This is a genomic window from Pseudomonas maumuensis, assembly GCF_019139675.1.
Classification (GTDB): domain Bacteria; phylum Pseudomonadota; class Gammaproteobacteria; order Pseudomonadales; family Pseudomonadaceae; genus Aquipseudomonas; species Aquipseudomonas maumuensis.
Genome location: NZ_CP077077.1, coordinates 2,744,846 through 2,769,859, shown reverse-complemented (window position 1 = coordinate 2,769,859; position 25,014 = coordinate 2,744,846). Strand labels below are relative to the sequence as shown.

Annotated in this window: 33 protein-coding genes and 1 pseudogene; 14 read left to right on the top strand and 20 right to left on the bottom strand. The window is 66.4% G+C overall.

Going from position 1 to position 25,014, the window contains the following annotated elements; all coding sequences use genetic code 11:
* Positions 1 to 8: 8 nt before the first annotated feature.
* Positions 9 to 188, bottom strand: a complete 180-nt coding sequence (locus KSS90_RS12470) for a hypothetical protein (RefSeq protein ID WP_217869644.1) — start codon at positions 186 to 188, stop codon at positions 9 to 11.
* Positions 189 to 247: 59 nt separating this feature from the next.
* Positions 248 to 370 (bottom strand): annotated as a pseudogene (locus tag KSS90_RS25885) (con-10 family general stress protein); the annotation flags it as partial.
* Between the two features lie 340 nt (positions 371 to 710).
* Here KSS90_RS25885 and KSS90_RS12460 point away from each other — a divergent pair.
* Together KSS90_RS12460 and KSS90_RS12455 are read left to right on the top strand one after the other, a co-directional pair.
* Positions 711 to 1,919, top strand: a complete 1,209-nt coding sequence (locus KSS90_RS12460; protein ID WP_217869643.1) for a multidrug effflux MFS transporter — start codon at positions 711 to 713, stop codon at positions 1,917 to 1,919.
* 5 nt (positions 1,920 to 1,924) lie between these two features.
* Positions 1,925 to 2,521 (top strand): TetR/AcrR family transcriptional regulator, encoded by a 597-nt coding sequence (locus KSS90_RS12455; RefSeq protein WP_217869642.1) that lies wholly within the window; start codon positions 1,925 to 1,927, stop codon positions 2,519 to 2,521.
* A 119-nt stretch (positions 2,522 to 2,640) separates the two neighbouring features.
* Here KSS90_RS12455 and hpaR read toward each other — a convergent pair whose 3' ends face one another.
* Together hpaR and hpaA are read right to left on the bottom strand one after the other, a co-directional pair.
* Positions 2,641 to 3,063 carry a homoprotocatechuate degradation operon regulator HpaR gene (gene hpaR, locus KSS90_RS12450; RefSeq protein WP_023632900.1) on the bottom strand — a complete coding sequence of 141 codons (423 nt, stop codon included), beginning with the start codon at positions 3,061 to 3,063 and terminating at the stop codon, positions 2,641 to 2,643.
* A 170-nt stretch (positions 3,064 to 3,233) separates the two neighbouring features.
* Positions 3,234 to 4,136, bottom strand: coding sequence for a 4-hydroxyphenylacetate catabolism regulatory protein HpaA (gene hpaA, locus KSS90_RS12445; protein ID WP_217869641.1), 903 nt, complete (start codon positions 4,134 to 4,136; stop codon positions 3,234 to 3,236).
* Between the two features lie 163 nt (positions 4,137 to 4,299).
* Between hpaA and KSS90_RS12440 the strand changes: the two genes are divergently transcribed.
* The 8 genes from KSS90_RS12440 to KSS90_RS12405 all read left to right on the top strand — a co-directional run bounded on the left by KSS90_RS12440 (position 4,300) and on the right by KSS90_RS12405 (position 11,403).
* A complete protein-coding gene (locus KSS90_RS12440; RefSeq protein ID WP_217869640.1) occupies positions 4,300 to 4,974 on the top strand; it encodes a fumarylacetoacetate hydrolase family protein in 675 nt (224 codons plus the stop codon).
* On the top strand, positions 4,971 to 5,750 hold the full coding sequence (locus KSS90_RS12435) for a fumarylacetoacetate hydrolase family protein (RefSeq protein WP_217869639.1): 780 nt from the start codon (positions 4,971 to 4,973) through the stop codon (positions 5,748 to 5,750). Before KSS90_RS12440 ends, KSS90_RS12435 begins: the two co-directional genes overlap by 4 nt.
* Positions 5,747 to 7,207: a 5-carboxymethyl-2-hydroxymuconate semialdehyde dehydrogenase gene (gene hpaE, locus KSS90_RS12430; RefSeq protein WP_217869638.1), complete on the top strand. Its 1,461-nt coding sequence runs from the start codon at positions 5,747 to 5,749 to the stop codon at positions 7,205 to 7,207. Before KSS90_RS12435 ends, hpaE begins: the two co-directional genes overlap by 4 nt.
* 141 nt (positions 7,208 to 7,348) lie before the next feature.
* Positions 7,349 to 8,272, top strand: a complete 924-nt coding sequence (gene hpaD / locus KSS90_RS12425) for a 3,4-dihydroxyphenylacetate 2,3-dioxygenase (protein ID WP_217869637.1) — start codon at positions 7,349 to 7,351, stop codon at positions 8,270 to 8,272.
* Positions 8,273 to 8,283: 11 nt separating this feature from the next.
* On the top strand, positions 8,284 to 8,694 hold the full coding sequence (locus tag KSS90_RS12420) for a 5-carboxymethyl-2-hydroxymuconate Delta-isomerase (RefSeq protein ID WP_217869636.1): 411 nt from the start codon (positions 8,284 to 8,286) through the stop codon (positions 8,692 to 8,694).
* Between the two features lie 7 nt (positions 8,695 to 8,701).
* The gene (gene hpaH / locus KSS90_RS12415) at positions 8,702 to 9,505 is read left to right on the top strand and encodes a 2-oxo-hept-4-ene-1,7-dioate hydratase (protein WP_217869635.1); all 804 of its coding nucleotides are present in this window, start codon (positions 8,702 to 8,704) and stop codon (positions 9,503 to 9,505) included.
* Positions 9,506 to 9,514: 9 nt separating this feature from the next.
* The gene (hpaI, locus tag KSS90_RS12410) at positions 9,515 to 10,315 is read left to right on the top strand and encodes a 4-hydroxy-2-oxoheptanedioate aldolase (RefSeq protein ID WP_217869634.1); all 801 of its coding nucleotides are present in this window, start codon (positions 9,515 to 9,517) and stop codon (positions 10,313 to 10,315) included.
* 128 nt (positions 10,316 to 10,443) lie between these two features.
* Positions 10,444 to 11,403, top strand: a complete 960-nt coding sequence (locus KSS90_RS12405) for a ribonuclease Z (RefSeq protein ID WP_217869633.1) — start codon at positions 10,444 to 10,446, stop codon at positions 11,401 to 11,403.
* A gap of 36 nt (positions 11,404 to 11,439) precedes the next feature.
* Here KSS90_RS12405 and KSS90_RS12400 read toward each other — a convergent pair whose 3' ends face one another.
* From KSS90_RS12400 to KSS90_RS12390, 3 genes are read right to left on the bottom strand one after another with little or no spacing between them, the layout of a single operon-like run.
* Positions 11,440 to 13,008: a sensor domain-containing diguanylate cyclase gene (locus KSS90_RS12400; RefSeq protein ID WP_217869632.1), complete on the bottom strand. Its 1,569-nt coding sequence runs from the start codon at positions 13,006 to 13,008 to the stop codon at positions 11,440 to 11,442.
* Positions 13,009 to 13,051: 43 nt separating this feature from the next.
* The gene (gene xth / locus KSS90_RS12395; protein ID WP_217869631.1) at positions 13,052 to 13,846 is read right to left on the bottom strand and encodes an exodeoxyribonuclease III; all 795 of its coding nucleotides are present in this window, start codon (positions 13,844 to 13,846) and stop codon (positions 13,052 to 13,054) included.
* Positions 13,843 to 14,085, bottom strand: a complete 243-nt coding sequence (locus KSS90_RS12390; RefSeq protein ID WP_102685119.1) for a hypothetical protein — start codon at positions 14,083 to 14,085, stop codon at positions 13,843 to 13,845. The genes xth and KSS90_RS12390 overlap by 4 nt, the downstream gene beginning before the upstream one ends.
* A 144-nt stretch (positions 14,086 to 14,229) precedes the next feature.
* On the opposite strand from KSS90_RS12390, the gene KSS90_RS12385 reads away from it, so the two are divergent.
* Together KSS90_RS12385 and KSS90_RS12380 are read left to right on the top strand one after the other, a co-directional pair.
* Positions 14,230 to 14,730, top strand: a complete 501-nt coding sequence (locus tag KSS90_RS12385; protein WP_217869630.1) for a DUF4142 domain-containing protein — start codon at positions 14,230 to 14,232, stop codon at positions 14,728 to 14,730.
* A gap of 28 nt (positions 14,731 to 14,758) precedes the next feature.
* Positions 14,759 to 15,010, top strand: a complete 252-nt coding sequence (locus KSS90_RS12380) for a hypothetical protein (protein WP_217869629.1) — start codon at positions 14,759 to 14,761, stop codon at positions 15,008 to 15,010.
* 48 nt (positions 15,011 to 15,058) lie between these two features.
* Here the strand turns inward: KSS90_RS12380 and KSS90_RS12375 are convergent, their stop codons facing one another.
* Positions 15,059 to 15,937: a LysR family transcriptional regulator gene (locus tag KSS90_RS12375; protein ID WP_217869628.1), complete on the bottom strand. Its 879-nt coding sequence runs from the start codon at positions 15,935 to 15,937 to the stop codon at positions 15,059 to 15,061.
* 105 nt (positions 15,938 to 16,042) lie between these two features.
* On the opposite strand from KSS90_RS12375, the gene KSS90_RS12370 reads away from it, so the two are divergent.
* Positions 16,043 to 17,017, top strand: coding sequence for a polysaccharide deacetylase family protein (locus KSS90_RS12370; RefSeq protein WP_217869627.1), 975 nt, complete (start codon positions 16,043 to 16,045; stop codon positions 17,015 to 17,017).
* 149 nt (positions 17,018 to 17,166) lie between these two features.
* Here KSS90_RS12370 and KSS90_RS12365 read toward each other — a convergent pair whose 3' ends face one another.
* Positions 17,167 to 17,718, bottom strand: coding sequence for an ester cyclase (locus KSS90_RS12365; protein ID WP_217869626.1), 552 nt, complete (start codon positions 17,716 to 17,718; stop codon positions 17,167 to 17,169).
* Positions 17,719 to 17,848: 130 nt separating this feature from the next.
* Between KSS90_RS12365 and KSS90_RS12360 the strand changes: the two genes are divergently transcribed.
* Complete coding sequence (locus KSS90_RS12360) at positions 17,849 to 18,232, top strand: winged helix-turn-helix transcriptional regulator (RefSeq protein WP_217869625.1); 384 nt, start codon at positions 17,849 to 17,851, stop codon at positions 18,230 to 18,232.
* Position 18,233: 1 nt separating this feature from the next.
* Here KSS90_RS12360 and KSS90_RS12355 read toward each other — a convergent pair whose 3' ends face one another.
* From KSS90_RS12355 to KSS90_RS12305, 11 genes are all read right to left on the bottom strand, one after another.
* Complete coding sequence (locus KSS90_RS12355; RefSeq protein WP_177182940.1) at positions 18,234 to 18,401, bottom strand: DUF6021 family protein; 168 nt, start codon at positions 18,399 to 18,401, stop codon at positions 18,234 to 18,236.
* Positions 18,402 to 18,513: 112 nt separating this feature from the next.
* Positions 18,514 to 19,365, bottom strand: a complete 852-nt coding sequence (locus KSS90_RS12350; RefSeq protein ID WP_217869624.1) for a CsgG/HfaB family protein — start codon at positions 19,363 to 19,365, stop codon at positions 18,514 to 18,516.
* 33 nt (positions 19,366 to 19,398) lie between these two features.
* Positions 19,399 to 19,818 (bottom strand): curli assembly protein CsgF, encoded by a 420-nt coding sequence (locus KSS90_RS12345; RefSeq protein ID WP_023632251.1) that lies wholly within the window; start codon positions 19,816 to 19,818, stop codon positions 19,399 to 19,401.
* Positions 19,815 to 20,210 (bottom strand): curli production assembly/transport protein CsgE, encoded by a 396-nt coding sequence (gene csgE / locus KSS90_RS12340; protein ID WP_217869623.1) that lies wholly within the window; start codon positions 20,208 to 20,210, stop codon positions 19,815 to 19,817. Before csgE ends, KSS90_RS12345 begins: the two co-directional genes overlap by 4 nt.
* Positions 20,207 to 20,728 (bottom strand): type II secretion system GspH family protein, encoded by a 522-nt coding sequence (locus KSS90_RS12335; RefSeq protein WP_217869622.1) that lies wholly within the window; start codon positions 20,726 to 20,728, stop codon positions 20,207 to 20,209. The genes csgE and KSS90_RS12335 overlap by 4 nt, the downstream gene beginning before the upstream one ends.
* Positions 20,703 to 21,077: a type II secretion system protein gene (locus tag KSS90_RS12330; RefSeq protein ID WP_038706100.1), complete on the bottom strand. Its 375-nt coding sequence runs from the start codon at positions 21,075 to 21,077 to the stop codon at positions 20,703 to 20,705. Before KSS90_RS12330 ends, KSS90_RS12335 begins: the two co-directional genes overlap by 26 nt.
* A 5-nt stretch (positions 21,078 to 21,082) precedes the next feature.
* On the bottom strand, positions 21,083 to 21,556 hold the full coding sequence (locus KSS90_RS12325) for a type II secretion system protein (protein WP_217869621.1): 474 nt from the start codon (positions 21,554 to 21,556) through the stop codon (positions 21,083 to 21,085).
* Positions 21,553 to 23,430 carry a secretin GspD/PilQ domain-containing protein gene (locus tag KSS90_RS12320; RefSeq protein WP_217869620.1) on the bottom strand — a complete coding sequence of 626 codons (1,878 nt, stop codon included), beginning with the start codon at positions 23,428 to 23,430 and terminating at the stop codon, positions 21,553 to 21,555. Before KSS90_RS12320 ends, KSS90_RS12325 begins: the two co-directional genes overlap by 4 nt.
* A complete protein-coding gene (locus tag KSS90_RS12315) occupies positions 23,427 to 23,933 on the bottom strand; it encodes a hypothetical protein (RefSeq protein ID WP_217869619.1) in 507 nt (168 codons plus the stop codon). The genes KSS90_RS12320 and KSS90_RS12315 overlap by 4 nt, the downstream gene beginning before the upstream one ends.
* A complete protein-coding gene (locus KSS90_RS12310) occupies positions 23,933 to 24,484 on the bottom strand; it encodes a GspMb/PilO family protein (protein WP_217869618.1) in 552 nt (183 codons plus the stop codon). Before KSS90_RS12310 ends, KSS90_RS12315 begins: the two co-directional genes overlap by 1 nt.
* Positions 24,471 to 25,013, bottom strand: a complete 543-nt coding sequence (locus KSS90_RS12305) for a PilN domain-containing protein (protein WP_217869617.1) — start codon at positions 25,011 to 25,013, stop codon at positions 24,471 to 24,473. The genes KSS90_RS12310 and KSS90_RS12305 overlap by 14 nt, the downstream gene beginning before the upstream one ends.
* Position 25,014: the final 1 nt, after the last annotated feature.

Genomic DNA, 25,014 nt, shown 5'->3' with positions numbered 1-25,014 from the left:
ACCTCGCGTTATGGATTCTGCGGCTTGGTTTCGGGGGACGGGTTGCTGGTCGGTGGATTGGGTTGCTGCATCTGCAGCGAGGGCTTGCTCGGGTCGGCGTCTTTCGCCGGATGGTCATTGTCGCGGTCGAAGCAGCCGGCCAGCAGGCTCAGGCTGCCCAACAGGCAGATCAGGGGTGCGATACGCATGGGAACCTCCTGGTGGGGTGTGCGCGGTGCCAGGCGAACCCGGCACCGCGTGCCCTCACTTACGAGCGGCCGCCCTTGTGGCCGGACTCGCTCTGGCGATTGCCGCCGCCGGAGCTCTGCCCGCCCTTGCGACCGGCTTCGGACGCTTTTTCGCGGTCATTGGCGAAATTGCCTGGGTTCTTCGTTCCACCCTGGCTGCCGGTCTTGTTGGCGTCCTGCTTGTTGGTGTCCTGGCGACCGGTCATGTTGCTGTCTTTGTTGGCCATGGTTGCAAAAACCTCGTGTGGCTAAGGGTTGCACGGCGAGGCGCCGTACATGGATTGGGAGTACGGCGATAAAGAGGGATTCGGATTATTCCGAGCGGATCGGACCGGTGGCGCTAAACAAACGGCGACGGTGTATTTGGGGCGCAAGCGGTTGCCTGGTGGGCAGACCTTGCGTTGACCCCCGGCAGATATCTGGCATACTTCGCCAACCTACCGTTCGGTAGGGTAATATTTTTGCTTTTACGGACTTCCGCTTATGCCCGCTTCACACTTGCGCTTCGCCGCCTCCCTCGCCCTGATCGGCGCCCTTGGCCCATCTGCCATCGATATGTACCTGGCCAGCCTGCCGGAGATGGCCCGCGATTTCGCCACCGGCTATACCCAGGTTCAGCTGACGCTGACCGTGTTCCTGCTGGCCATGGGCGCCGGGCAATTGCTGTTCGGGCCACTGGTGGATGCCTGGGGGCGGCGTCGCCCGCTGCTCGCCGGCCTGTTGGTGTTCTGCATCGCCTCCCTGGCCGCGGCGGGCGCGCCGTCGCTGGACGCGTTGCTGCTGGCGCGCCTGGTGCAGGGCCTGGCCAGCGCGCTGACGCTGGTGGTGATCATGAGCATGGTCCGCGACAGCGCCGATGGCGCACGGGCGGCGCAGATCTTCGCCCTGCTGATGACCATCGAGGGCCTGGCGCCGATCCTCGCCCCGGCCCTGGGCGGAGTGATCGACGCGGCCTACGGCTGGCGGGCGATCATGCTGGTGCTGGCCGGCCTCGGCCTGCTGACCCTGGTCAATTCGGCCATGACCCTCGATGAAACATTGCCGCCAGCGCATCGGGTACGCCTGGCACCGGCCAGGGTATGGCGTACCTACGCCCGCATCGCCGCCGACGGCGCGTTCCTGCGCCCGGCCCTGGCCCTGTCGGCGGTGTTCTTCTTCCTGTTCGCCTACATCGCCGGCTCGGCTTATGTGTACCAGCAGCACTTCGGCCTCTCCAGCACCCACTTCGGCCTGCTGTTCGGCGGCTGCGGCGTTGCCATCCTGCTCGGCGCGGCGCTGTCCGGCTATTGCGTCAGCCGGCACGGCGTGGCCCAGGTGGCCTGGTGGGGGGCGCTGTGCATGGGTGCCGGCGCAGCACTGGCGGTGATTGCCGGCCTGTCTGGCGCAGGCCTGCCACTGCTGCTGGCGGGCGTGGTACTGGCGCTGTTCGGCCTGGGGGTTTGCGAGGCCACCTTGATGGCCCTGGCGATGTCATCGCAGCAGCGCGATGTCGGCTCGACGGCGGCCCTGCTCGGCGCACTGCAACTGGTGATCTCGTCCAGCGCCACGCCCCTGGCCGGGCACCTGGCCACACTGGGCGCGCTGGCCTGGGCCTGGTTGCTGGCGGCGGCGGCCGTGGTCATCGTCGGTTTGACCCGCGCCGCCGTGGCAAAGACAATCAGCGCCTCGTCCTGCAGCGTCAACCCGGAGTGACCGCCTTGAAAGCCCTGACCCCATCCGCCGCGCGCATCTGCGAGCATGCCGTGGAGCATTTCGCCGAGCACGGCTACGACGGCTCGTCGCTGAACGAGATCGCCGCCCTGGCGGGCATGCGCAAGGCCTCGCTGTACGCCCACTTCGCCAACAAGGACGCGTTGTTCGTCTGCGCCTTCGAACGGGCCCTGGCCGATGAGACCGCCTACGTCGAGGCGGGCTTCGGCCATGAAGCGGCGGGCCGCGAGGCGCCGGGACACTGGCATCCGCTGCACCTGGCCGAGCGCTACGCGGCCTCGGCCAACCTGCGCTTCGTGCTGCGCAGTGCATTCCTGCCGCCGGCGCCGGTCCGCTCGATCGTCACCGGCGGCTTCGAGGCGTACCTGGAGCGGATCCGCCTGGGCTTCTGCCAGGCCCTGCTCGACCGACATGCCTGGGCCCGCAGTGATGGCAACAAGCTGGAGCTGTATGGCGATGCCTACCTGGGGATCATCGACAGCCTGCATGTGGAGCTGCTGTACGCGCCCCCGGCGGTGTATGCGCGGCGGGCAGCGTCGTTGCTGAAGATTCTCGATGATTCGCTGCAGTTGGCCGGGCAGTAGACCATGGGGTTGCTGTGCAACCCATCGCCGGCAAGCCGGCTCCCACAGGGTTGGCAGTTGGCGCGGACATTGTGGGAGCCGGCTTGCCGGCGATGGGCCGCACAGCGGCCCCAATGATGTCAGGGCCTGACCTTCTTCAGCTCGTTCAACAACCCCATCAACTGCTCCAGCTTGTCCGCGCCGAACTGGCGCTGGATCTCCTGGTAATTGCGCTCCATCTCCTCGCTCATCGCCAGGAACGCCTGCTGCCCGCGCACGGTCAGGCTGATGAAGATGCGCCGCTGGTCTTCCGGCGACTTGCGCCGCGCCACCAGGCCGTCGCGCTCCAGGCGCTTGAGCACGCCGCTCATGCTCGGCTTGAGGATGCAGGCCTGGTCGGCCAGCTGGTGGCTTTCCAGCTCGCCCTGCTGGCGCAGGATACGGATCACCCGCCATTGCTGCTCGGTCAGGTCGTGGGCATTCAGGGCCGGGCGGAAGAACGCCATGGTCGCTTCGCGGGCCTGCAGCAGGGTCAAGGTCAGGGAGGGTCTTGGTTGGGTCATCAGGATCAAGGGCTGTTTTATTAAGATATTAATAAAGTGAAATACATTTTCACCCGGGCTGTCCAGCCCTGTGAAAAGTACCAGCGCTCCTGGCAATCACCCATTCCCGCGATACCTTCCCCATAGCACGATCTGCCGACAGCCAGCCGCCCGGAGCCCGTCGCCGCATGTCAACGCAACCCCGCCTGGCGCTGGCGATACTCACCCGGCGTCATCTGCGCATGGCGCTGGAAGAAACGACTGAAGTACGCCGGGTCCTTGAACCCCAGGCGGTAGCAGATCTCGTTGGCCGAGCCGCCGGTGTACAGCAGCAAGCGCCGCGCCTCCTGCATCAGCCGCTCGAACACCAGGCGCTTGGACGGCAGATCTGCCATGCGCCGGCACACGTCGTTCAGCCGCGCCTCGGTCACGCCCAGGGCTGCCGCGTAGGCCGGCAGGGTCCAGTGGTCGAGGTAGTGGCGCTCGATCAGTTCGTTGAAACGGTGGAACAGCTGCAGGTCCTCGTGCCGGGCGGGCGTGGCCTCCAGCGAATTGGCGCACAGGCGCAGCAGGCTGATCATCACCAGGCGCGCCAGGTCCTGCACCGCAGTGCCCTGCCCGGCCTGGCCATGGCCCAGTTCGCTACCCAGCAGGTCGAACAGCTGCTCCAGGCGCCGCACCTCTTCGGCCGCCGCCCCCTGCAGATGACCGAGCGCGACACACGCCGGCTGCAGGCGCGGCGCGAGCGCCAGCCCAGGCTCGGCCTGCAGCAGTTGCCAGACCAGTTGCTGGCGCACGGTCAGCACATGGCCGTCGGCATCGGGCTCGGTGACGAAGGCATGGGGAATGGTCGGCGGAGTAAGGAAGAACATCGGCCCCGACTCGTGGTAGCGCTGCTCGTCCAGGTATACCCGCACGCTGCCGGTCTTCACGTAATGCACCTGGAAGAAGCGGTCGTGACGATGCACCGGCATGTTGCGGCCGAAGAAACCGGCCAGGTTGCCCAGGCGGTCGTAATGCACCTCGCTGTCGCTGTAGCGCTGGTCGTAGACCTGACCGATGTTGATGTTGGGGATCGGCTGTCGTTCTTTCATTGTTGTTCTCGCAGCGGTGAAACGCGCCGGGGGAAACCATCCTAGCACCACCGACCAGCGGCGAATGCCTTGACGATCGTTAACATATTAAATATAACGTTAACACATTAACAAAAACACCACGGAGCGACTCCGGTCGCTTCGCCCATCGCAGGAGAAATGCATGAGCTGTGCCTTGCACGAGGTCGCCAGCGGCAGCCTGTTCGGCGTCGCCCTGAACTACCAGGGCCTGCTGCAACAGCATCTGGCGTCCTTCCACGAAGCGCCGTACCAGCAGCCGCCGGTCAAGCCGGTGTTGTTCATCAAAACGCCCAATACCCGCAATGGGCACGCCCAGCCGGTGACCTACCCATCGGCAGTCGAACGCCTGCAAGCGGGCCCTGCCCTGGGCGTGGTCATCGGCAAGGATGCCAGCCGCGTCAGCCTGGACCACGCGCTGGAATACGTGGCGGGCTACACCATCGTCAACGAGTTCAGCCTGCCCGAAGACAGCTACTACCGCCCGGCGGTCAAGGCCAAGTGCCGCGACGGCTTCTGCCCGCTCGGCCCGCAACTGGTGCCGGCCGCACAGGTCGGCAACCCCGACGCGCTGGGCATTCGCCTGTGGGTCAACGGTGAGTTGCGCCAGCAGAACAACACCGCCAACTGCGTGCGCGGCGTCGCCCGGCTGATCGCCGAGATCAGCGAGTTCATGACCCTGCATGCCGGCGACGTGCTGATCACCGGCACCCCGGAAGGCCGCGTCGATGTACTGCCCGGCGACCAGGTGACGGTCGAGATCGACGGCCTCGGCCAGCTGACCAACCCCATCGTCGCCGAACAAGGACTCGTCCCATGAAGCACGCCCGTATCCAGTTCGACAGCCAGGTCCACGCGGTCACCGTCGAGAACGACCAGCAACTGCGCCTGGCCGATGGCCGTGTGGTCGACGCCGACCAGGTCACCTGGCTGCCGCCGGCCACCGGCAGCATGTTCGCCCTGGGCCTTAACTACGCCGACCATGCCGCCGAGCTGGCCTTCACCCCGCCCACCGAGCCGCTGGCCTTCGTCAAGTCGCCCGGCACCTATACCGGACACAACCAGGTCAGCTGGCGCCCGGACAACGTCAAGTACATGCACTACGAGTGCGAACTGGTGGCGGTGATCGGCAAGCCGGCGCGCAACGTCAAGCGCGAGGACGCCCTCGACTACCTGGCCGGCTACACGGTGTGCAACGACTACGCCATCCGCGACTACCTGGAGAACTACTACCGCCCCAACCTGCGGGTGAAGAACCGTGACGCCACCACCCCGCTGGGCCCGTGGATCGTCGACACCGCCGATGTGCCGGATCCGTCGAACCTGACCCTGCGCACCTGGATCAACGGCGAGCTGAAACAGCAAGGCACCACGGCCGACATGATCTTCGACATCCCCTACCTGATCGAATACTTCTCCAGCTTCATGACCCTGCAACCCGGCGACATGATCGCCACCGGTACTCCGGAAGGCCTGGCCGACGTGGTCCCGGGCGACGAGGTGGTGGTGGAAGTGGAAGGCGTCGGCCGCCTGGTCAACCGGATCGTCAGCGAAGCCGAGTTCTTCGCCCGCAACGCACAAGAGGCAACAGCATGATCAAGCACTGGATCGATGGCCGCGAAGTCGAGAGCCGCGACACCTTCGTCAACTACAACCCGGCCACCGGCGAGGCCATCGGCGAAGTCGCCAGCGGTGGCGCCGAGGAAGTCGCCCTGGCCGTGGCCGCGGCCAAGGAGGCCTTCCCGAAATGGGCCAATACACCGGCCAAGGAACGCGCTCGCCTGATGCGCCGCCTCGGTGAGCTGATCGAGCAGAACGTGCCGCAGCTGGCGGAACTGGAAACCCTGGACACCGGCCTGCCGATCCATCAGACGCGCAACGTGCTGATTCCCCGCGCCTCGCACAATTTCGACTTCTTCGCCGAGGTGTGTACGCGCATGGACGGCCACAGCTACCCGGTGGACGACCAGATGCTCAACTACACGCTCTACCAGCCGGTGGGCGTGTGCGCGCTGGTGTCGCCGTGGAACGTGCCGTTCATGACCGCCACCTGGAAGACCGCGCCATGCCTGGCCCTGGGCAATACCGCGGTGCTGAAAATGAGCGAGCTGTCGCCGCTGACCGCCAATGAGCTGGGGCGCCTGGCGGTCGAGGCCGGCATTCCCAATGGCGTACTCAATGTCATCCAGGGCTACGGCGCAACAGCCGGCGATGCCCTGGTGCGTCACCCGGACGTGCGCGCCATTTCCTTCACCGGCGGCACCGCCACCGGCCGCAAGATCATGCAGACGGCCGGCCTGAAGAAGTACTCCATGGAACTGGGCGGCAAGTCGCCGGTACTGATCTTCGAGGACGCCGACCTCGAGCGTGCGCTGGATGCCGCCTTGTTCACCATCTTCTCGCTCAACGGCGAGCGCTGTACCGCCGGCAGCCGCATCTTCATCCAGGAGAGCGTGTACCCGCAGTTCGTCGCCGAGTTCGCCGCCCGCGCCAAACGCCTGATCGTCGGTGACCCGACCGATCCGAAGACCCAGGTCGGCTCGATGATCACCCAGCAGCACTACGACAAGGTCACCGGCTATATCCGCATCGGCCTGGAAGAAGGCGCGCGCCTGCTGGCCGGCGGCCTGGAGCGCCCGGCGGGATTGCCGGCACACCTGGCCAAGGGGCAGTTCATCCAGCCGACGGTGTTCGCCGATGTGAACAACAAGATGCGCATCGCCCAGGAAGAGATCTTCGGCCCGGTGGTGTGCCTGATCCCGTTCAAGGACGAGGCCGAGGCGCTGCAACTGGCCAACGACACCGAGTACGGCCTGGCCTCGTACATCTGGACCCAGGACATCGGCAAGGCCCATCGCCTGGCCCGTGGTATCGAGGCCGGGATGGTGTTCATCAACAGCCAGAACGTGCGCGACCTGCGCCAGCCGTTCGGCGGCGTCAAGGGCTCGGGCACCGGCCGCGAAGGCGGGCAATACAGCTTCGAGGTCTTCGCCGAGATCAAGAACGTGTGTATATCCATGGGTAGCCATCACATTCCGCGCTGGGGGGTGTAACGCGGGGCTGCTGGGCAGCCCATCGCCGGCGAGCCGGCTCCCACAGGGATCACCGCACACTGTGGGAGCCGGCTTGCCGGCGAAACGAGGGCGAAGCCCTCGCCATGGATACATAACAACAACCCGTTACCGGAGATTCCCATGGGCACACTCGCTCTCGCCGCCAAGATCACCCATGTACCGTCGATGTACCTGTCCGAACTGCCCGGCCCGCGCCAGGGCTTTCGTCAGGCGGCCATCGACGGCCACCTCGAGATCGGCCGGCGCTGCCGCGAACTGGGCGTCGACACCCTCGTCGTGTTCGACACCCACTGGCTGGTCAACGCCAACTATCACATCAACTGCGCCGCGCACTTCGAAGGCCTGTACACCAGCAACGAACTGCCGCACTTCATCGCCAACATGAACTACGGCTTTCCCGGCAACCCCGAGCTGGGGCGAATCCTCGCGCAAGAATGCAATCGCCTGGGCGTGGAGACCATGGCCCACGACGCCACCACGCTGGCGCCTGAATACGGCACCCTGGTGCCGATGCGCTACATGAACACCGACCAGCACTTCAAGGTGATCTCGGTCTCGGCGCTATGCACCTCGCACTACCTCAACGACAGCGCACGCCTGGGCTGGGCCATGCGCAAGGCGGTGGAGGAACACTACGACGGCAGCGTGGCCTTCCTGGCCAGCGGCTCGCTGTCCCACCGTTTCGCCCAGAACGGCCAGGCCCCGGACTTCGCCACCAAGGTCTGGAGCCCGTTCCTGGAGACCCTCGACCACCGCGTGGTGCGCATGTGGCAGGACGGCGACTGGGCCGATTTCTGCGCGATGCTGCCCGAGTACGCGGTCAAGGGCCATGGCGAAGGCTTCATGCACGACACCGCCATGTTGCTCGGCGCCCTGGGTTGGTCGCAGTACGACGGCAAGGCCGAAGTGGTGACGCCGTACTTCGGCTCCTCCGGCACCGGCCAGATCAACGCGATCTTCCCGGTCACCCCGCAGGACGGCAGCGCGATCCCCGCCGCCCAGGCCTCGAACCCGGCCGGGGTCACCTCCACAAGCCGCCTGTAAGGAGCACCACCATGCCCCATCTGGTCCTGCTCTACAGCCCGGATATCGAAGCCGACGCCGATATGCCCGGCCTGTGTCGCGCCCTGGCCGACTGCATGCTCGCCCAGCACGACGAACATCATCGCCAGGTGTTCCCCACCGGCGGCACCCGTGTGCTGGCCTACCCCGCCGCCCATGCGGCAATCGCCGATGGCCGCGGCGCCTACGGTTTCGTCTACGCCAACCTGCGCATGGGCGGCGGACGCAGCGCCGCGGTGCACCAGCAGGTTGGCGACGCGCTGCTGGCAGTGTTGCGCCGGCATTTGGATACGCTGCTGGAACGTCGCCCAGTCGGCGTGACCCTACAGATCGACGAAAGCCAGGCGCAGGTGTACGACGCCAAGCACAGCAGCCTGCACCCTCTGTTCACCCGCCAGCCCTGAGGTCTCCATGCTCGACGCCCGCATCATCCAGCAAGCCGCCGCCCGCCTCGATCAGGCCGAACGCACCCGCGAACAGGTCGGCCAGTTCTCCCTGGAACATCCCTCGATCAGTATCGACGACGCCTACGCCATCCAGCGCGCCTGGGTGGCGCAGAAGATCGAGGACGGCCGCAAGCTGGTCGGCCACAAGATCGGCCTGACCTCCCGGGCCATGCAGGTCTCGTCGAACATCACCGAGCCGGACTACGGCGCGCTGCTCGACGACATGCTGTTCGACGAAGGCAGCGACATTCCCTTCGAGCGTTTCATCGTGCCGCGGGTCGAGGTGGAACTGGCGTTCATCCTCGGCAAGCCGCTCAAGGGTCCGAACGTGACCCTGTTCGATGTGCTCGACGCCACCGAGTGGGTGATCCCGGCCCTGGAGATCATCGATGCGCGCATCCAGCAGGTCGACCCGCTCAGCGGCGCCACCCGCAAGGTGTTCGACACCATCTCCGACAACGCCGCCAACGCCGGCGTGGTGATGGGCGGGCGCGCCGTGCGCCCGGGCGATATCGACCTGCGCAAGGTACCGGCGGTGCTGTATCGCAATGGTGTGATCGAGGAGTCCGGGGTGTCGGCTGCGGTGCTCAATCACCCGGCCAAGGGCGTGGCCTGGCTGGCCAACAAGCTGGCAGCGCATGACGTGGGGCTCGAGGCCGGCCAGATCATTCTCGGCGGCTCGTTCACCCGCCCGGTGGCCGCCCGTCCCGGCGACACCTTCCACGTCGACTACGATCAACTCGGCTCGATCGCCTGCCGTTTTGTCTGAGGAGCGCCCATGGACATGCCCATCAATACCGTCAAGCAACGCCTGCGCAGCGGCCAGGCGCAAATCGGCCTGTGGCTCGGCCTGGCCGACCCGTATTGCGCGGAGCTGGCGGCCAATGCCGGCTTCGACTGGCTGCTGCTCGACGGCGAGCACGCGCCCAACGACTTGCGCAGCCTGCTCGGCCAGTTGCAGGCCGTGGCCCCCTACCCGGCCCAGCCCATCGTGCGTCCGGTGATCGGCGATACCGCGCTGATCAAGCAACTGCTCGATATCGGCGCGCAGACTCTGCTGGTGCCCATGGTCGAAAGCGCCGAGCAGGCACGCCAGCTAGTGCGGGCGATGCGCTATCCGCCACACGGCGTACGCGGTGTCGGCAGCGCACTGGCGCGAGCCTCGCGCTGGAACAGCATCCCCGACTACCTGGACCAGGCCGACCAACAGATGTGCCTGCTGGTGCAAGTGGAGAATCGCGAGGGATTGGCCAACCTCGACGCGATCTGCGCCGTCGAAGGCGTCGATGGCGTGTTCATCGGCCCCGCCGACCTCAGCGCCGCCATGGGCCAGCGGGGCAATCCGGGGCATGCCGAGGTGCAGGCGGCCATCGACGACGCCATCGTACGCATCGTTCGCGCTGGCAAGGCGGCGGGGATCCTCAGCGCCGACGAAGCGCTGGCGCGCCGGTATATCGAGCTGGGCGCGGCGTTCGTCGCGGTCGGGGTCGACACCACGGTGTTGATGCGCGGTTTGCAGGGGTTGGCGGGCAAGTTCAAGGCAGGGGCCGCCGCCAGCGCCCAGGGCGGTGTCTACTAGCCCGGCCTGGTGGCGCGTAAGCTCGATGTTGGGAGTGCTCCGGTGCTGGCCCCTCCGGCAGCACCATGCTAGCCTCCGCGCGCCCCGCCCTGCGGGGCCGCAACAACGTCGAATCAAGGAGTCAGGCAATGGACCTGCAGTTTCTGGGCACCTCTTCCGGGGTGCCCACCAAGGCCCGCAACGTCAGCGCGACGGCGGTCATCGAATCCTCCGGTACCGGATGGTACCTGGTCGATTGCGGCGAAGGTACACAGCACCAGCTGCTGCGCAGCCCGCTGTCGGTGCGCGATCTGCGCGCCATCCTCATTACCCATGTGCATGGCGACCACTGCTTCGGCTTGCCCGGGCTGCTGGCCAGTGCCGGCATGTCAGGGCGCAAGGAGCCGTTGCAGCTGGTCTTACCGGCCAACCTGCAAGCTTGGGTGCGCCAGAGCCTGGCGGTCAGCGACACCTACCTGCCTTTCGAGCTGCAGATGCAGGCGCTCGAGACATTCACCGGACTGCAACATGGCACAGTGCAGATCGGCGTGGTCGAGCTGTCGCATCGGGTGCCGTCCTACGGTTTTGTATTCGAGGAACGCGACCCCGAACCCCGGCTGGATATCCAACGCCTGCAGGCCGACGGCATCCCCGCCGGGCCGCTGTGGGGGCAACTGGCCCGTGGCAGGCGCGTCGAGCACGAGGGGCGCCAACTCGACCCGCAGGCCTACCTGCAACCGACACGCCCTGCGCAACGGATCATCGTCTGTGGCGACAACGACCGCCCGGAGCTGTTGGGCACGTTGGCGGCGAAGGTAGATGTGCTGGTCCACGAGGCCACCTTCACCCAACCGGTGGTCGAGCGTGCCCAGGCAAGCTTTGGCCACAGCACCGCTGCCGCAGTGGCGCGCTTCGCTGAAACGGCGGGCGTGAGGAACCTGGTACTGACGCATTTCAGCGCCCGCTACCAGTCAGGCGGTGGGCGTGGTGGCTCCATCGAGGAGGTACGCGAAGAGGCGCAGGCGTACTACAACGGGCACCTGACCCTGGCCCAGGACCTGCAGCGTTATCGGCTTGGTCGTGATGGGGTGCTGGTCGAGGTGGAGTGAGGCCCCAGCCCCATAGCCACAGCAGGCATTACGGCTTCAATGCGCAGGATGCTGCTCCACGCTGGCCGCCAGACAGTAACGATCCCGCCCCTGGCGCTTGGCTTCATAAAGCGCCGCATCCGCTGCCGCCATCAGGTTCTCCGGGGTCACTGTCTCCAGCGTCGGCGCCCCCACCGCGATACCGGCACTGACCGAGACATGCCCCAACGGGCTGCCGGCATGCTCGATGGCCAGCCGACGCAACAGCTGCAGGATCTCCTGGACGATCTGGCTGGCGCCCTGGACATCGGTATCGGGCAGCAACAGGGTGAACTCCTCGCCACCATAGCGCACCGCCAGGTCCCCTGGGCGCTTGAGCGCCTGGCGCAGCAGCTCGGCGAAACGCCGCAGGCACTGGTCGCCCGCCGGGTGGCCGTAGCGGTCGTTGTAGGCCTTGAAGTAGTCCAGGTCGAGCATCACCAGGGCCAACGGCTGGCCCTGGCGCCGCGCCCGGCGGATCTCCGGTTCGAGCACCGCATCCAACCGACGGCGGTTGCCCAGCCCGGTCAGGCTGTCGGTCAGGGCCAGGGCCTTGAGGGTCTGGTGGGCTTGGTGCAGCGCGCGCTCGATGGCGATGCGCGCGCGCAACTGGCGCAGGACGATCCAACCGAAGCCGGCCAGGCCGACCAGCAGCAGGACCAGCACCGCCAGCGATTTGAGCATGTCGTGCCGCCAGGGCGCGACGATCGACTCCCGCGACAAACCCGCCTGTACCACCAGCGGGTAGCTGGACAGTGCGCGGAACGCATACAGCCGCGTAGTGCCATCGACCACAGCCACCGCCTCGGCCACCCCTTCGCTGGCGTAGGGCAGGTAATGACGGAAGATCTCGCTGCCGGCCAGGCTGCGGCCGATGACCTGCTCGACGAAGGGTCGCCGCACAAGGATGGTGCCATCGCGCTTGGCCAGTACCAGGGCGCCACGTTCGTCGATCTTGAAGTCGCCGTAGTAACGCACGAACCAGTCGACCTTGATGGTCCCCAGCAGCACCCCGGCGAAACGGCCATCGGGCAGATCCAGGCGCCGCGAGATGGGAATGATCAGGTCGCCCGTGGAGCGGCTGCGCACTACCGAGCCGATGCGAACCTGGCGATCGGTGTGGGTACGGTGGTAGATGAAATAGTCACGGTCGGCATTGTTGGCGCCCGGCGGCACCCTGTCCTTGTCGGTGACGATCCAACTGCCATCAGCGCCATAGACGAACAAGCCGTGCAGCTGCGGCATGATCTGCGCCTGCTGCTTGAGCAAGGCGTGCAGACGCGGGCGATCGATGTGGGCGAAGCCATCGCCTTCCAGGCGTTCGACGAGTACGGCGGTGATGGCATCCACTTGGCGGATGGCGTCCTCGGCGTGCTGGGCGGTGGCCCGGGCCAGATTGATCACCGCATTCTCGGCGTCGCTGAACACTTGCCGGTACTCGCGCCAGATCCGCCAGCCCTCGATCAACACGAACGCCAGCATTACCATCGCCATGAAGCCCAGGATCAGGCGGAACAACGACGCGGCGCGGCCTTCGCCGGTCACCGCGAACACGCCGTCCTCCATATTTTTCCTGGCTGCGACCATCGAAATTCCTTGTCGTCCCGCCTTTGCCGTCCATCACTATAGTTCAGCGCCGCTTGCGTGTGCCGAGCCTGATCCACACCGGCGCATGGTCGCTGGCGTGCGCCTCGTTGCGCACCCAGGCATCGACCCCGGCGTCCTTCAGGTAAGGGGCCAAGGCCGGGTTGAGCAGCAGGTGGTCGATGCGCAGCCCGGCGTTGCGCGGCCAATGGTTACGGAAGTAGTCCCAGAAGGTGTAGACCCGCTCGTGCGGGTACAACTGCCGCAACGCATCGCTCCAGCCCTGCTCCAGCAAGCGCTGGTAGCAGGCGCGTGATTCGGGCTGCAGCAGCGCGTCCTTGAGCCACGACTTCGGGTTGTAGATGTCCTGGTCGGTGGGCACCACGTTGAAGTCTCCCGCCAGCAACACCGGGTGCTCGGCGCGGCGCAGCGTGTCGGCATGGGCGATCAGGCTTTCGAACCAGCGCAACTTGTAGACAAACTTCGGGCCCGGTTGCGGGTTGCCGTTGGGCAGGTACAGGCAAGCCACCTGCACGCCATGCACCGCCGCCTCGATATAACGGCTCTGACTGTCGTCCTCCATGCCCGGTAAGCCGCGGCGTACCTCCAGGGGCTGGCTGCCGCGGGCGAGGATGGCGACCCCGTTCCATGACGCCTGACCGAAGTGCAGGCAGCCGTAGCCAGCAGCCTCGATGGCCTCACGGGGGAACTGCGCGTCGCTGGCCTTGAGTTCCTGCAGGCAGACGATGTCGGGTTGCTCACGCGCCAGCCAGGCCAGCAGGTTGTCGAGCCGGCTGCGGATGCCGTTGACATTGAACGTGGCGATCTTCAGCGCTTTCATGCGTCGGGGTCGTCCACGCGGGCCTGCACCGCGTCTTGCAGTGCACCCAGGTGGGCCTGGTCTGCCAGCTCCTTGAGCTTGAGCCAGTCGTCCCAGTCGATCGCGCCATCATCGCGCAGCGCCTCGGCCGTGCGCAGCAGTTCATGGTGATAGGCGTCGGGCGATTCGCGCCGATAGCTGGCATCGTCGTACTGGGCGTACCAGGCCTCGAGTTCGGGAATACTGCGTTCGATGCTCATGGTCGGGTTCCTCTGCACCTTTGAAGGTGTGAGCTTTGCTTGTCGCGATCGGTTCAAAACACGCAGAAAAATTAAACCTTTGCCCGCCGCCGGCCCTCAACCGTACGCGACACTGACGTCGCGCCAACGGATAAGGAGTCACACATGAGCACTCTGTTCCTCAAGCGGGTCGGGTTTTCCATGGTGCTGGGCATGGCGTCGCTACAGGCCATGGCCGCCTCGTCGGACGACTTCGTCGACGCCGCAACCGAGGCCGGCATCGCCGAAGTGGTGACCGGCAAGCTGGCGCTGGACAAGAGCAAGAACCCGCAAATCAAGACCTTCGCCCAGCAGATGGTCACCGATCACACCCAGGCCAACCAGAAGCTCGGCGACATCGCCCGCAAACTGGACATCAGCGTACCCGATGAAGCGGCGCTGACCGACAAGGTCAAGAAGATGATCCTGGAATGGCGCGACGAGTCGTTCGACCGCTCCTACGTCAACAACCAGGTCGAGGCCCACGAGAAAGCCGTGGAACTGTTCAAGAAAGAGGCCGCCTCCTCCGACAAGGCCGAGCTCAAGGCCTTCGCCGGCGAGACCTTGCCCAAGCTCGAAGAGCACCTCAAGCATGCCAAGGAACTGCAGGCCAAGCACGGCCAGTAACCCGCCCCACTGACAAAGCGAGGCTCCCATGAGCAATGATGCACTGCGTTCGGAAGTCCTGACCCGCCTGTTGCACGCCCACCCGCAAGGGTTGGGCAAGGAAGTGCTGGACAACTACCGCGGCGAGAAAGCCGTGGCCGGCATGCTCAAGACCCTGCAGGAGCAAGGCTTGATCCACGACGGCAGCGTGAATGTCGAAGCCGGCCACACGCTCAGCGTCAACTACCCGATCAAGCTGTCGGCCGCCGGTGTCGAGGCCGCCAGACAAGCCGAAGGCTGATGCCGGTCCGCCCTGTGGCAATGGCTCGGCCAGCTGCCACGGGGCGCGCTAGCGCAGGCCTTCGATGATCGCCTCCATCAACGCCCTTACCCGCCGTGGCTGCACCCGCGTCGGCGGGTAGACGATCTGCAGGGCTACCTGCCCGGCGCTGAAGTCTTCCAGCACTTCGACCAAACGGCCGTTGTCGAGGTCGTCGCGCACATCGCGAAGCGATTTCAGGCACAGCCCGTGCCCGTCCAGCGCCCAGCGGCGCACCTGCTCACCGTTATTGGCGACCCGCCGCCCGCGCACGCTCACCGGGTAGGCCACGCCGTCCAGGCGAAATGGCCAGACCCGTTCGGCGTGGATGCCGAAACGCATGACGATACAGTCGTGGCGCGCCAGGTCGTCCGGGTGCAGTAGCGTGCCGTGGCAGCGCAGGTAGTCGGGCGCGGCGCACACCACTCGGCGGTTGTCGCCCAGGGGCCGTGCGCGCAGGGAACTGTCGGCCAAGGTGCCGTAGCGAATGGCGAAGTCGATGCCCTGCCCCACCAAATCGACGTAGCCGTCGGTCAGGTCCAGGTCGATCGACACTTGCGGATGCTCGGCCAGGAATCGATCTAGTAGCGGCACGATGCAATGCTGGCCGAGATCCACCGGCGCGCTCAGGCGCACCAATCCGGAGATCTTCTGCTGGCCGTCTCTGAGACGGCTTTCCAGCTCGTCGGCCTCGGCCAGCAGGCGCCGCGCGCCCTCGGCCAATTGCCGGCCAGCGTCGGTGAGGCTCAGCGAACGGGTGCTGCGAGTCAGCAAAGCCACCCCGTAATGCGCCTCCAGCGCCGCCAGGCGCTCGGACACCGTGGCCGGTGACAACCCGCGCTCGCGGCCCGCCGCCGACAGGCTGCCTTTTTCGATGATGGTCAGGAACAACGCCAGGTTATCCAGCATACTTTTCGACTTTTCCGAAATATGATTTTGGCTTTCGCCCGATTATTGGTGATTTCCTCGCTAATTACACTGCCCGGCATCGACATCCCGCACAGGAGCAACACAATGGCCAGCAGAAGAGATTTCATCAAAGGCACCCTCGCCAGCGGCATCGCCGTCGCGGCGGGGGCGGCACTGGCGAAAGAGCCGGGCAGCAGCACCGGCGCACTGCCCGATAGCGCCGATGGCAAAGGGTTCTGGCCCAATGGCGCGCAACTGGTGATTTCCGTGTCGTTGCAATTCGAGTCCGGTGGCCAGCCGGAACACGCCGAAAGCCCCTTCCCGCCCCTGGATTCACGCTACCCCGACACCATCGCCCCGAGCTGGTACCGCTATGGCCCGCTGGAAGGCGTGCCGCGCCTGCTCGCATTGTTCGACCGGCACGGCATCAAGGGCACCTCGCACATGGTCGGCAAGGCTGTGGAGGCTTACCCGGAGCTGGCGGCCGAGGTGGTCAGGCGCGGCCACGAAGCCGCCGGCCACGGCCTGCACTGGGCACCGCAGTACAGCCTGACGCCGGCAGAGGAGCGTCGTCAGTACGAGCAGGCCAGCGCCATCATCGAGCGCGTCACCGGCCAACGCCCGGTGGGTTTCAACGCGTTCTGGATGCGTCACTCCCGCGAGACCCTGAACATCCTCCAGGAGCTCGGCTTTCTCTACCACATCGACGACCTGGCCCGCGACGAACCCTCGATCACCCCGGTGCGCGGCAAGCCGTTCGCGGTGGTGCCCTACACCCTGCGCAACAACGACATCGGCCGTATCGCCGGTTCCACGGCGATGACCGGCGCCGCGCTGTTGCAGGAGCTCAAGGACGAGTTCGACGTCCTCTATGCCGAAGGCCGCCAACGGCGCCGGCTGATGTCGCTGTCGGCGCATGACCGCATCGGCGGCACGCCTACCGTGGTGCATGCGCTGGACCAGTTTTTCGCCTATGCCCGCAGCCATGCCGGCGTGGCGTTCATGCGCAAGGACGAGATCGCCCATTGGGCCTTGGCCCAGGGCGATACGCCGGTCAATCCGCCACGTGTGTTCGACTGACCGACCGGGGGCGCTTCGCGCCCTTTCGCCGGCAAGCCGGCTCCCACACCGACCACTCAAATGTCACGCCATGCACTGTACCTGTGGGAGCCGGCTTGCCGGCGATGAGGCCAGTCCTGGCAACCCTGGATCAAGGCCAGCCCGTGTGTTCAGCGCCCAACCAACCCGGCCTGGCGCATGAACGCAAGGTTGTCCTCCAGATGCCAGTCCTCGGCGATCCGCCCATCGGCGATGCGATAGATATCCATGGCGATGAAGTCGATGGCCTGACCCTGCCCCTGGTGCTCGCCCAGCTTGCCGGTGAAGTGCCCGGTAAAACGCAGCGCCGCGCTCACCCGGTCGCCTGCGACGATCATCTGCAATACCTCGCAGCGCAGGTCCGGCACCGCCGCGCGGAATGCCCTGGAAGCGCTCAATGGCCCTTCCAGGCCCTGTGGCCGTCCCGGCGGCAGGGTGTTGTCGCGAAAGTCGTTGGCCAGCGCGGCGCGGGCCATGGCTTCGTCGCCGGTGTTCCAGAAGGTGTCGTAGCGGCGGGCGGCGAGGATCTGTTGCTCCAGCTGGGCCTTGGGCAGGCTCTGGTCCACGACCAGGGTGGCCGGGGTCACCAGCTCGCCGGCATTGCCCAGAGTGGCCGCCGCGCTCAGTAGCAGAGTGATCCAGCGGCCAGCACGCAGCGCCGAAACCTTGGGTTCGGTGTTCATCTCGATAGTCCTTCAGTGCGTTCAACAGGAGGGTATGGCGCGGCCGCGAACCATGGACAAAAGCCTAACCAGTCCCGCCCGGGCGCTCAAGAAGGCACTTTTCACTCACCTGATTACCTCGGAGTAACCCATGGCCCATTACCGCGAATGCCCCGCCTACGACGTATTCGCCCCGAACTGCCCGGCCCGCCTGGTGCTCGACCGCCTTGCCGACAAATGGGTGCTGCTGCTCATCGACCGCCTGAGCGCCGGCGAGCGGGTGCGCTTCAACCAGCTGCGCCGGGATATCGCCGGCGTCTCGCAGAAGGTGCTGTCGCAAACCCTGAAGAAGCTCGAGCGCGACGGCCTGGTGGAGCGCCAGGTGTACCCGACCGTGCCCCCCACCGTCGACTACGCCCTCACCGAACTGGGCGCGACACTGGGCGGTACGGTGGAGCGTCTGGCGCAGTGGGCGGAGTCGAACATGCCGGCGATTCTTCTGGCGCGCCGGCTGTACGACCAATGCGGCGAATGATTCAGCGCTCTTTTTCGACATCCCTCGGTGGCTTCGCCGGCCCCTGGGGATCAACCTGTGGGTCATCGACATCCGGCGAGTCCGGGTCGAAGCCGAGGTCGTCGGGCTCGGTGGCCTGCTCGGATGAGTGCGGGCCCTGCTTGGCCGGCGAATGGCGTGGATCTGACATGGTGGTTTCTCCTGGTTGCGTTAATGGGAGATACCGCCACGGCTGCAAAGTTTGATTTGCTTTGAATGCCAACTGCAGGGGGCATCGGCGGGCCACGTGCCCCCGTAGGTCGCTACTGCTGCTGATACTGACTCAGATACTTGTCCAGCACCGCCTTGTCCCCCGCCCCTTCCCCGGCCACCTGCCACAGCCGCCGCTCGATGCCCTGGGCCAGCAGGTGGCCCACCGCGGCCTCGATAGCCGACAGCACGCACAGCTGCGCCGGCTCGTTGGTGGTGTAGCCGACCTCGGCCTCGAGCAGCTTCTTGAACTCGATGAACTTGAACACCCCGGCGTTCTGCCCGACCGAATAGATGGTCTTGCTGGTCATCACGTTGGCCAATACCTGCCCGGTGCGCACGTCCACCGCCCGCAGGTTGACCGTGACCTGATCGACTCGGTATTCACGCGACAGGCCGATGCCCAGGTAGCGGGCGCCCTCGCCGCCGCTGCGCACGTTGGTGTCGTAGGCGATGATGCCACCCTCAAGCATCAGGTTGGCAGCCTGCAACGGCGGCAGTTCTCCCTGGATGTTCTCGGCGACGTCAGGCTTCTTCTGCGAGGCGCGGATGATCTTGCGCTCGGTCAGCAGGTTCTGCAGGCCTTCACGCTCCAGCACCACAAACCAGCCGCTGGCGTTGAGGGCGTCCATCAGCATGCTCGCCGCCCCCTGGGTGACACTGGTGGAGAACGAGCTGGCCGGGGTTGGCTTGTACTGCCCGGTCTGGTCGCGGAAGCCGTACACCACCGCCATCAGCCGACCGCGTGGCCGCGGCATGTTGACCAGGTCGTAGTAGGTCGAGGCCCGCGGCGTCAGCGTCGGGGTCTCGGGGTCTTGTTCCGCGGGCATCGGCTCGCGCAGGCCGCAGCCTTGCAGGCCAGCCAGGGCGGCGAGGATCAGCAGTGTGCTCAGCAGGCGTTTCATGGCGTTCTCTCCCCAGTAAAAGACCCGTCCCTCTCAGGGGTTCAGGCCGCTGACCTCGATGATCGAGACTTCCCCGGTGGCCCGGTCGGTGACCTTGATGCTCAGCGCCCCGGAATCGTCGATCACATCGATCAGGAAGGCGTCGGTGGACATGCTGCCGGTGTTGCCGTTGCTGATGTTGTCCAGCAACTGCCCGAGCAGGCGCGACTCGAGCTGGTTGCTGAAGCGCTCCAGGGCCGAGGTACCGGCGAATGCCGAACTGCGGTCCTTGAGGTCGGGATCGTCGTAGTCGTTCTGCGCCTGGGCGTTGTTCAACAGCCAGGCGCCATTGATCGGGTTGCCGCCGAAGGACGGGTTGACCGGGGTGTACACCAGCTCCGTGGCCAGGGCCTGGCCACCGAGGCCGGCGGCCAGCAGGCAGGCGGCGATGCGTCGTGCAAGGTGGTTGCTCATAGCTCGTCCCTCTCCAGATCGGTTGTGTCCTGCAGCAGCCGTTGCAATTTGCGCTGGATGATCTGCTGGCGGACCAGGTCGGCGGCCGCGATGGCCTCGTCGTTGAGTTGCGTGGTGTTGGGCGGCAGGAAGCGCCGGTACAGCACGTCGCGTTCGTACTCCACCGTCACCAGGCTGCCCCAGCGGGCATCCGGGCGTTCGCGCACCACCAGGTTGAAATCCAGCCGGCTGGTGGCGCGCAGCCGGTCGCTGAAGGCGTGATAGAAGTCGTGGCCGATGTGCGAGATGGTGTTGTCGACGATGAAGCCCATCATCTCGTCCTCGGCCCCTGCCTGCGCCTGGCCATGCAACAGGGCCAGGCACAGGCACACCCACGCGGCCAGGCGTTTCATGGCGCCTCTCCCAGGCCGGCGTGTGGACGGGCGCCAGCGGCGCTTTCGGCGAAGGCCTGCTCGGCGACGAACTGCCAGTCGCTGTAGTGCTCCAGCCCCTCGAAGGCGCTCCACTGGGCGTCGAAGCCGCTGCGCTTGAGCGGCGCGGCGTCGGAGCGGCTATATACCCCGGTGATGCGGCCATCGACCGCGCGCAGCAGGCCCCATGCCTCGCCGCCGCCGACAGGGTCCGGGTAGAGCCGGCGCAGGTGGCGCTGCGGCGACGGGAAACGGTTGTCTTCCACCAGCTCCCCAAGCTCCTGTGGGTACTGGGCCAGGCCCGGTGATGCGCGGTAGTAGCTGCGCAGGGCCTGGGCGTACTGGCCGCCCACCCACAGCAGTTGGCGCTCGTGCTCGCGCTGCACGCTGGTGGCCCACAGGGTGCCGGTGGCCGCCAGGGCCACGCTGCTGACGGCGATCAGCAGCAGCACGCCCAGGTAGGTGAAGCCGGCTTCACCATTCGGCATAGAGGCTGCCATCGCGCGCCCTCCCGGTTGCTCCGCTCTTGATGTCGGCCACCGCGCCGGCCACGCCCTCGGGCGGCGGCACCAGCTGCCAGGCATCGCGCCGCTCGGTGATCGGATCGACCGGGGTGTTGCGCAGGTAGCGCTGCTCCACCAGTTGGTCGATCGAATCGGGGTAGTGCCCGGTATCGCCGTAGTAGTGATCCAGCGCCTCGCGCAGCACCGCCAGGCTCTGGCGCAAGGTGGCCTCGCGGGAGGCCTCCAGGCTGTTGAAGTAGCGCGGCATGGCGATGGTCATCAGGGTGGCGATGATCGCCATCACCACCAGCAGTTCGATGAGGGTGAAGCCTCGGCTCGCTTTCATCGCCTTCACCATTGCCCGTAGGGCACGTTGTTCAGGCCCTTGCCGCTGGCCTTGGAATACACGTCGAACACATCCTCGCCTTCGCGTGGGCTGTCGGCCGCGCTGTCGTAGGCGCGCAGGCCCCAGCCACCCTGGTCGTCGTCCTTGGCGGCGCGCAGCGGGTCGTGGGGGATGCGGCGCAGGAAGTAGAACTTCGCGCCCTTGGCGCTGCGCACATCGCGCACGCCGTCCACCAGCACCTGCAGGCTCGGTGGATAACCGCTGGCGTTCAGGCGCTTCTCGATATAGCCGGCGTCGAAGGCGCGCTTGTAGGCGTCGATGGCGTCGCGGATCTGGTACAGGGCCTCGCGCAACTGCTGCTCCTTGCCCCGGCGCACCACGGTCTCGGTCAGGGGCGCGGCCATGCTGGCGAGCAAGCCGAGCAGTGCCAGGGTCAGCACCACTTCGATCAGGCTGAAACCCTGCTGGCGGCGTTTCATGGCCGTGGCCTCGCGGCGGCAGGTACCACGGCCATCTGCCCCTCGACCAGCGGCGCCGCAGCCGGCTCGTCAACCGGAGCATCGGCCGGCAGTGCGCTGGCCGGCGCCGGTTGCGCCAGCTGGCGCACCTGCAGGGCCGATTCGGTGCCGGTGGCGAACTCCATGTCCGACGGGCTCTGGTACGGCAGGTTGCGCACGATGCGCGGGGTGATCGCCAGCACCAGTTCGGACTTGCTCATGTCGTCCTTGTTGCTGCCGAACAGCCGGCCCAGGCCGGGAATGTCGCCCAGCCCGGGGATCTTGTTGCCGCTGGCGTTGTGATCGTTGCGCACCAGGCCGGCCAGCACCTGGGTCTCGCCATCGTGCAGGCGCAGGCTGGTCTGGGCGTTGCGGGTATCGACCTGGACCGGGATGGTGCCCTGGCGGGTGGCCTCCAGGGGCGTGGCGTTGCTCACTTCCAGGGCCACCTTGATCGCCACTTCATTGTTCAGATGTACGGTGGGCTGTACTTCGAGCTTGAGGCCGACATCCAGGTAGGTGACGCTTTCGGTGATGACCGGGCCTTGGGTCGAGGGCACCGAGGTGGCGCTGATGATCGGCACCCGCTGGCCGATGTGGATGCGCGCCTGCTCGCGGTTGCTGACCCGGATCACCGGGCTTGCCAGGGTGTTGATGTCCTTGTCCTGGGCATTGATCTTGGCCTGCGGCGCCGGCGAGATGCTGATGCGGCTGGAGTCGATGCCGCGCAACTGGTCGAGCACGCTGACCGACTTGCCGTCGCTGGTCAGCACGCCGAAGGTGTTGGGCCATTGCAGGCCGAGGTCGAGGATGCGCGAGGTGGCCACTTCCATCACTTCCACTTCCAGCACCACCTCGGGGTTGGACTGGTCCTGGGACTGCAGCAGCTTCTCGGCCATGCGCACGGCGTCGGGGGTGTCGCGCATGGTCAGGGTGTTGAGGCGCTCGTCGACGAACACGTCGCGGGTCTTGAGCATGGTCTTGACCATGTTCAACGCGGTGTTGGCATCGATGCTGGTCAGGTAGAAGGTGCGCATGACCAGTTCCTGGTAGTCCTTGGTCTTCTGCGGCGAGTCCGGGTAGAGCAGCAAGGTGTTGTCGTTGACGATCTTCTGGCGCAGTTGGTTCTGCTCCAGCAGCAGGGCCACCGCGTCCTCGATGCGCACCTCGCGCACGAAGATGGTGGCCTTCATGTCCGGGCGCAGGTCCTTGTCGAAGATGAAGTTGATCCCGGCGACCTGGGCCAGCACCTCGAAGATGGTCTTCAGGTCGGCATCGCGAAACTCCAGGGTGACCGGGCGCTCCAGCTTGCTGCGCAGTTGCGGGTACGGCGTGGCGGTACGGGCCTGGACGTTCTCGATGTCGCTGCGCAGCATCTGGCCCTTCTGGTTCTGCGGGTCGAGGCGCAGCACCTCGCGCATGTAGCGCTCGGCGCCGAACAGGTCGCCCTGGCGCAGCGCCGCCTGGCCAAGGGCGACACGGTCGTCGAGGGTGCGGATCAGCTCCAGCTGGCGGATGCCTTCCTGGGCGCGGCGGTTGTTGGCCTCGATGGTCAGTACCCGGCCATAGCCCATGCGGGCGCCGGCGAAGTCATGGCGCACGCGGTCGCTGTCGGCCTGGGTCAGCAGCGCCTCGACCGCGGCCTGGCGGCCATGGGCCAGGGCGATGTTCAACTCGGTGTCGCGCGGATCTTCGCGCAGGGCTTCTTCCAGGCGAGCGATGCCGGCCTCGTACTGGCCTTCCTTGATCAGTTCCTGGCTGTCCTTGCGCGCGGCGCTCGAACCGCATCCGGCAATGGCCACGCACAGGGCCAGGAGCACGAACGGCGCAGGCTTGCACAACTTCGACGGTTTCATGGTGCGCTCCCGACAGACAGGGTCTGTGGCTGATGCAGTGGCAGGTAGACCAGGCTCAGCTCGGTGGCCGAGACGCGGTCCAGACGGTAGGTGTCGTCGATCACATCGCCCTGGCGCACGACGTAGAGCTTCTCGCCGCTCTGCAGGAAGATCTGCAGGTCGTCGCGCTCACCCATGCGACCGATGAAACGAAACGGCAGCGTCGGGGCGGTAGGTGCGGCGGGCTCCGGGGCGGTGACCACGTGTTGTTCGGTGACGGTGGCCAGGGCCTGGGGTGGGGTCCATTGCTGGACCGGGAACAGGTCTCTCGAGGGCGGCGCCGCCCCGATCGCCGGTGAGTCGGCTGCCATTGGGTTGCTGGACGCTTCCGGCGCTGTGGGAGCCGGCTTGCCGGCGATCGGGGCCGCCTCGTCCTCAACACCAAACCAGTGCCCCGGCGCCCACGCCAGCGCCGCGCTCAACCCCAGGAACCCGGCCCAAATCACCGCACGCTGAGTGTTCATCACGACCTCGACAGGTAAAGGGTCATGCGCACCCGACCGGTCAGTTCCCGGTCACCGATCCGCTTGCGTTGCAGTTCCAGGTCTTCCAGCACCAGCGTCGGCAACTGGCCGAGCAGCGCCTTGAGGAAGCCACGGATCTGCGGGTAGCTGCCGCGCACCGGCAGGACGATCTGGTAGCGCGCCAGCTGGGTCTTCGGGTCCACGCCCAGGGCGTACTCGCCACGGGCCAGGCTGATGCGTTCGGCACTGGCCAGGTGGTACAGACGCTCGATCAACTCGCTGGCCTGGGGCTGATCGGGCAGTTGCTGACGCAGGTCGTCCAGCGCCTGTTGCTCGGGCTTGGCCTGCACCTTGAGCTCGCCACGCGCCAGGCGCTGCACTTGGGCACTGGCATCGGCCTCGCTGGCACGCAGTTCGCGCACCGCCTGCCACTGGGGCAGCACCCCGGCCAGGGCGACCGCCAGGGCCAGGCCGCCGATCAGCACCGCGGCCAGCCCGGCCCGGCCCAGGCGCCGTAGCGCTTCATGGACGATCAGGCTACGGACGCGCATGGCCGGTCTCCCAGGTGGCGGTGAGGTTGAAGCGCACCGGATGCTCGACCTGCCCGGCCACCACCTCGTGGTTGAGCAGCGACACGTCCGACAGCTCGGCGCTGCGCTCCAGGCGCTGGTGGTACTGCAGCATGGCCTCGAGGTTGCGCGCCTCGGCACTGATACGGACCTGGCCCTTGCGGGCATCAGGGGTCAGACTGAGCAGCGCCACATCTTCCTGCGGCATCGCTTCAAGCATGGCGAACAGCTGCTGCCATGGCCGCTGCAACTGCTGCGAAACGCTGCGCATCTGGGCCAGGCGCTCGGCCTGCTCGCGGATCACTGCGCTGCTCTGCACCGCGGCGGTGGCCGGGCGCCGGCCTAGTTTGAGTTCGAGCTGGTGTACGCGGCCTTCCAGCTGTACCTGCTCGCTCACCAGTTGCTGCTGGGCCAGCACCAGCACGGCCAGCACGGCGCCGCCGAGGGCGAGCAATGACCAGGCCAGGGGGCTGCTGTGGCGGGGTTGGAATTCCAGGTCGAGGCGGCGCATG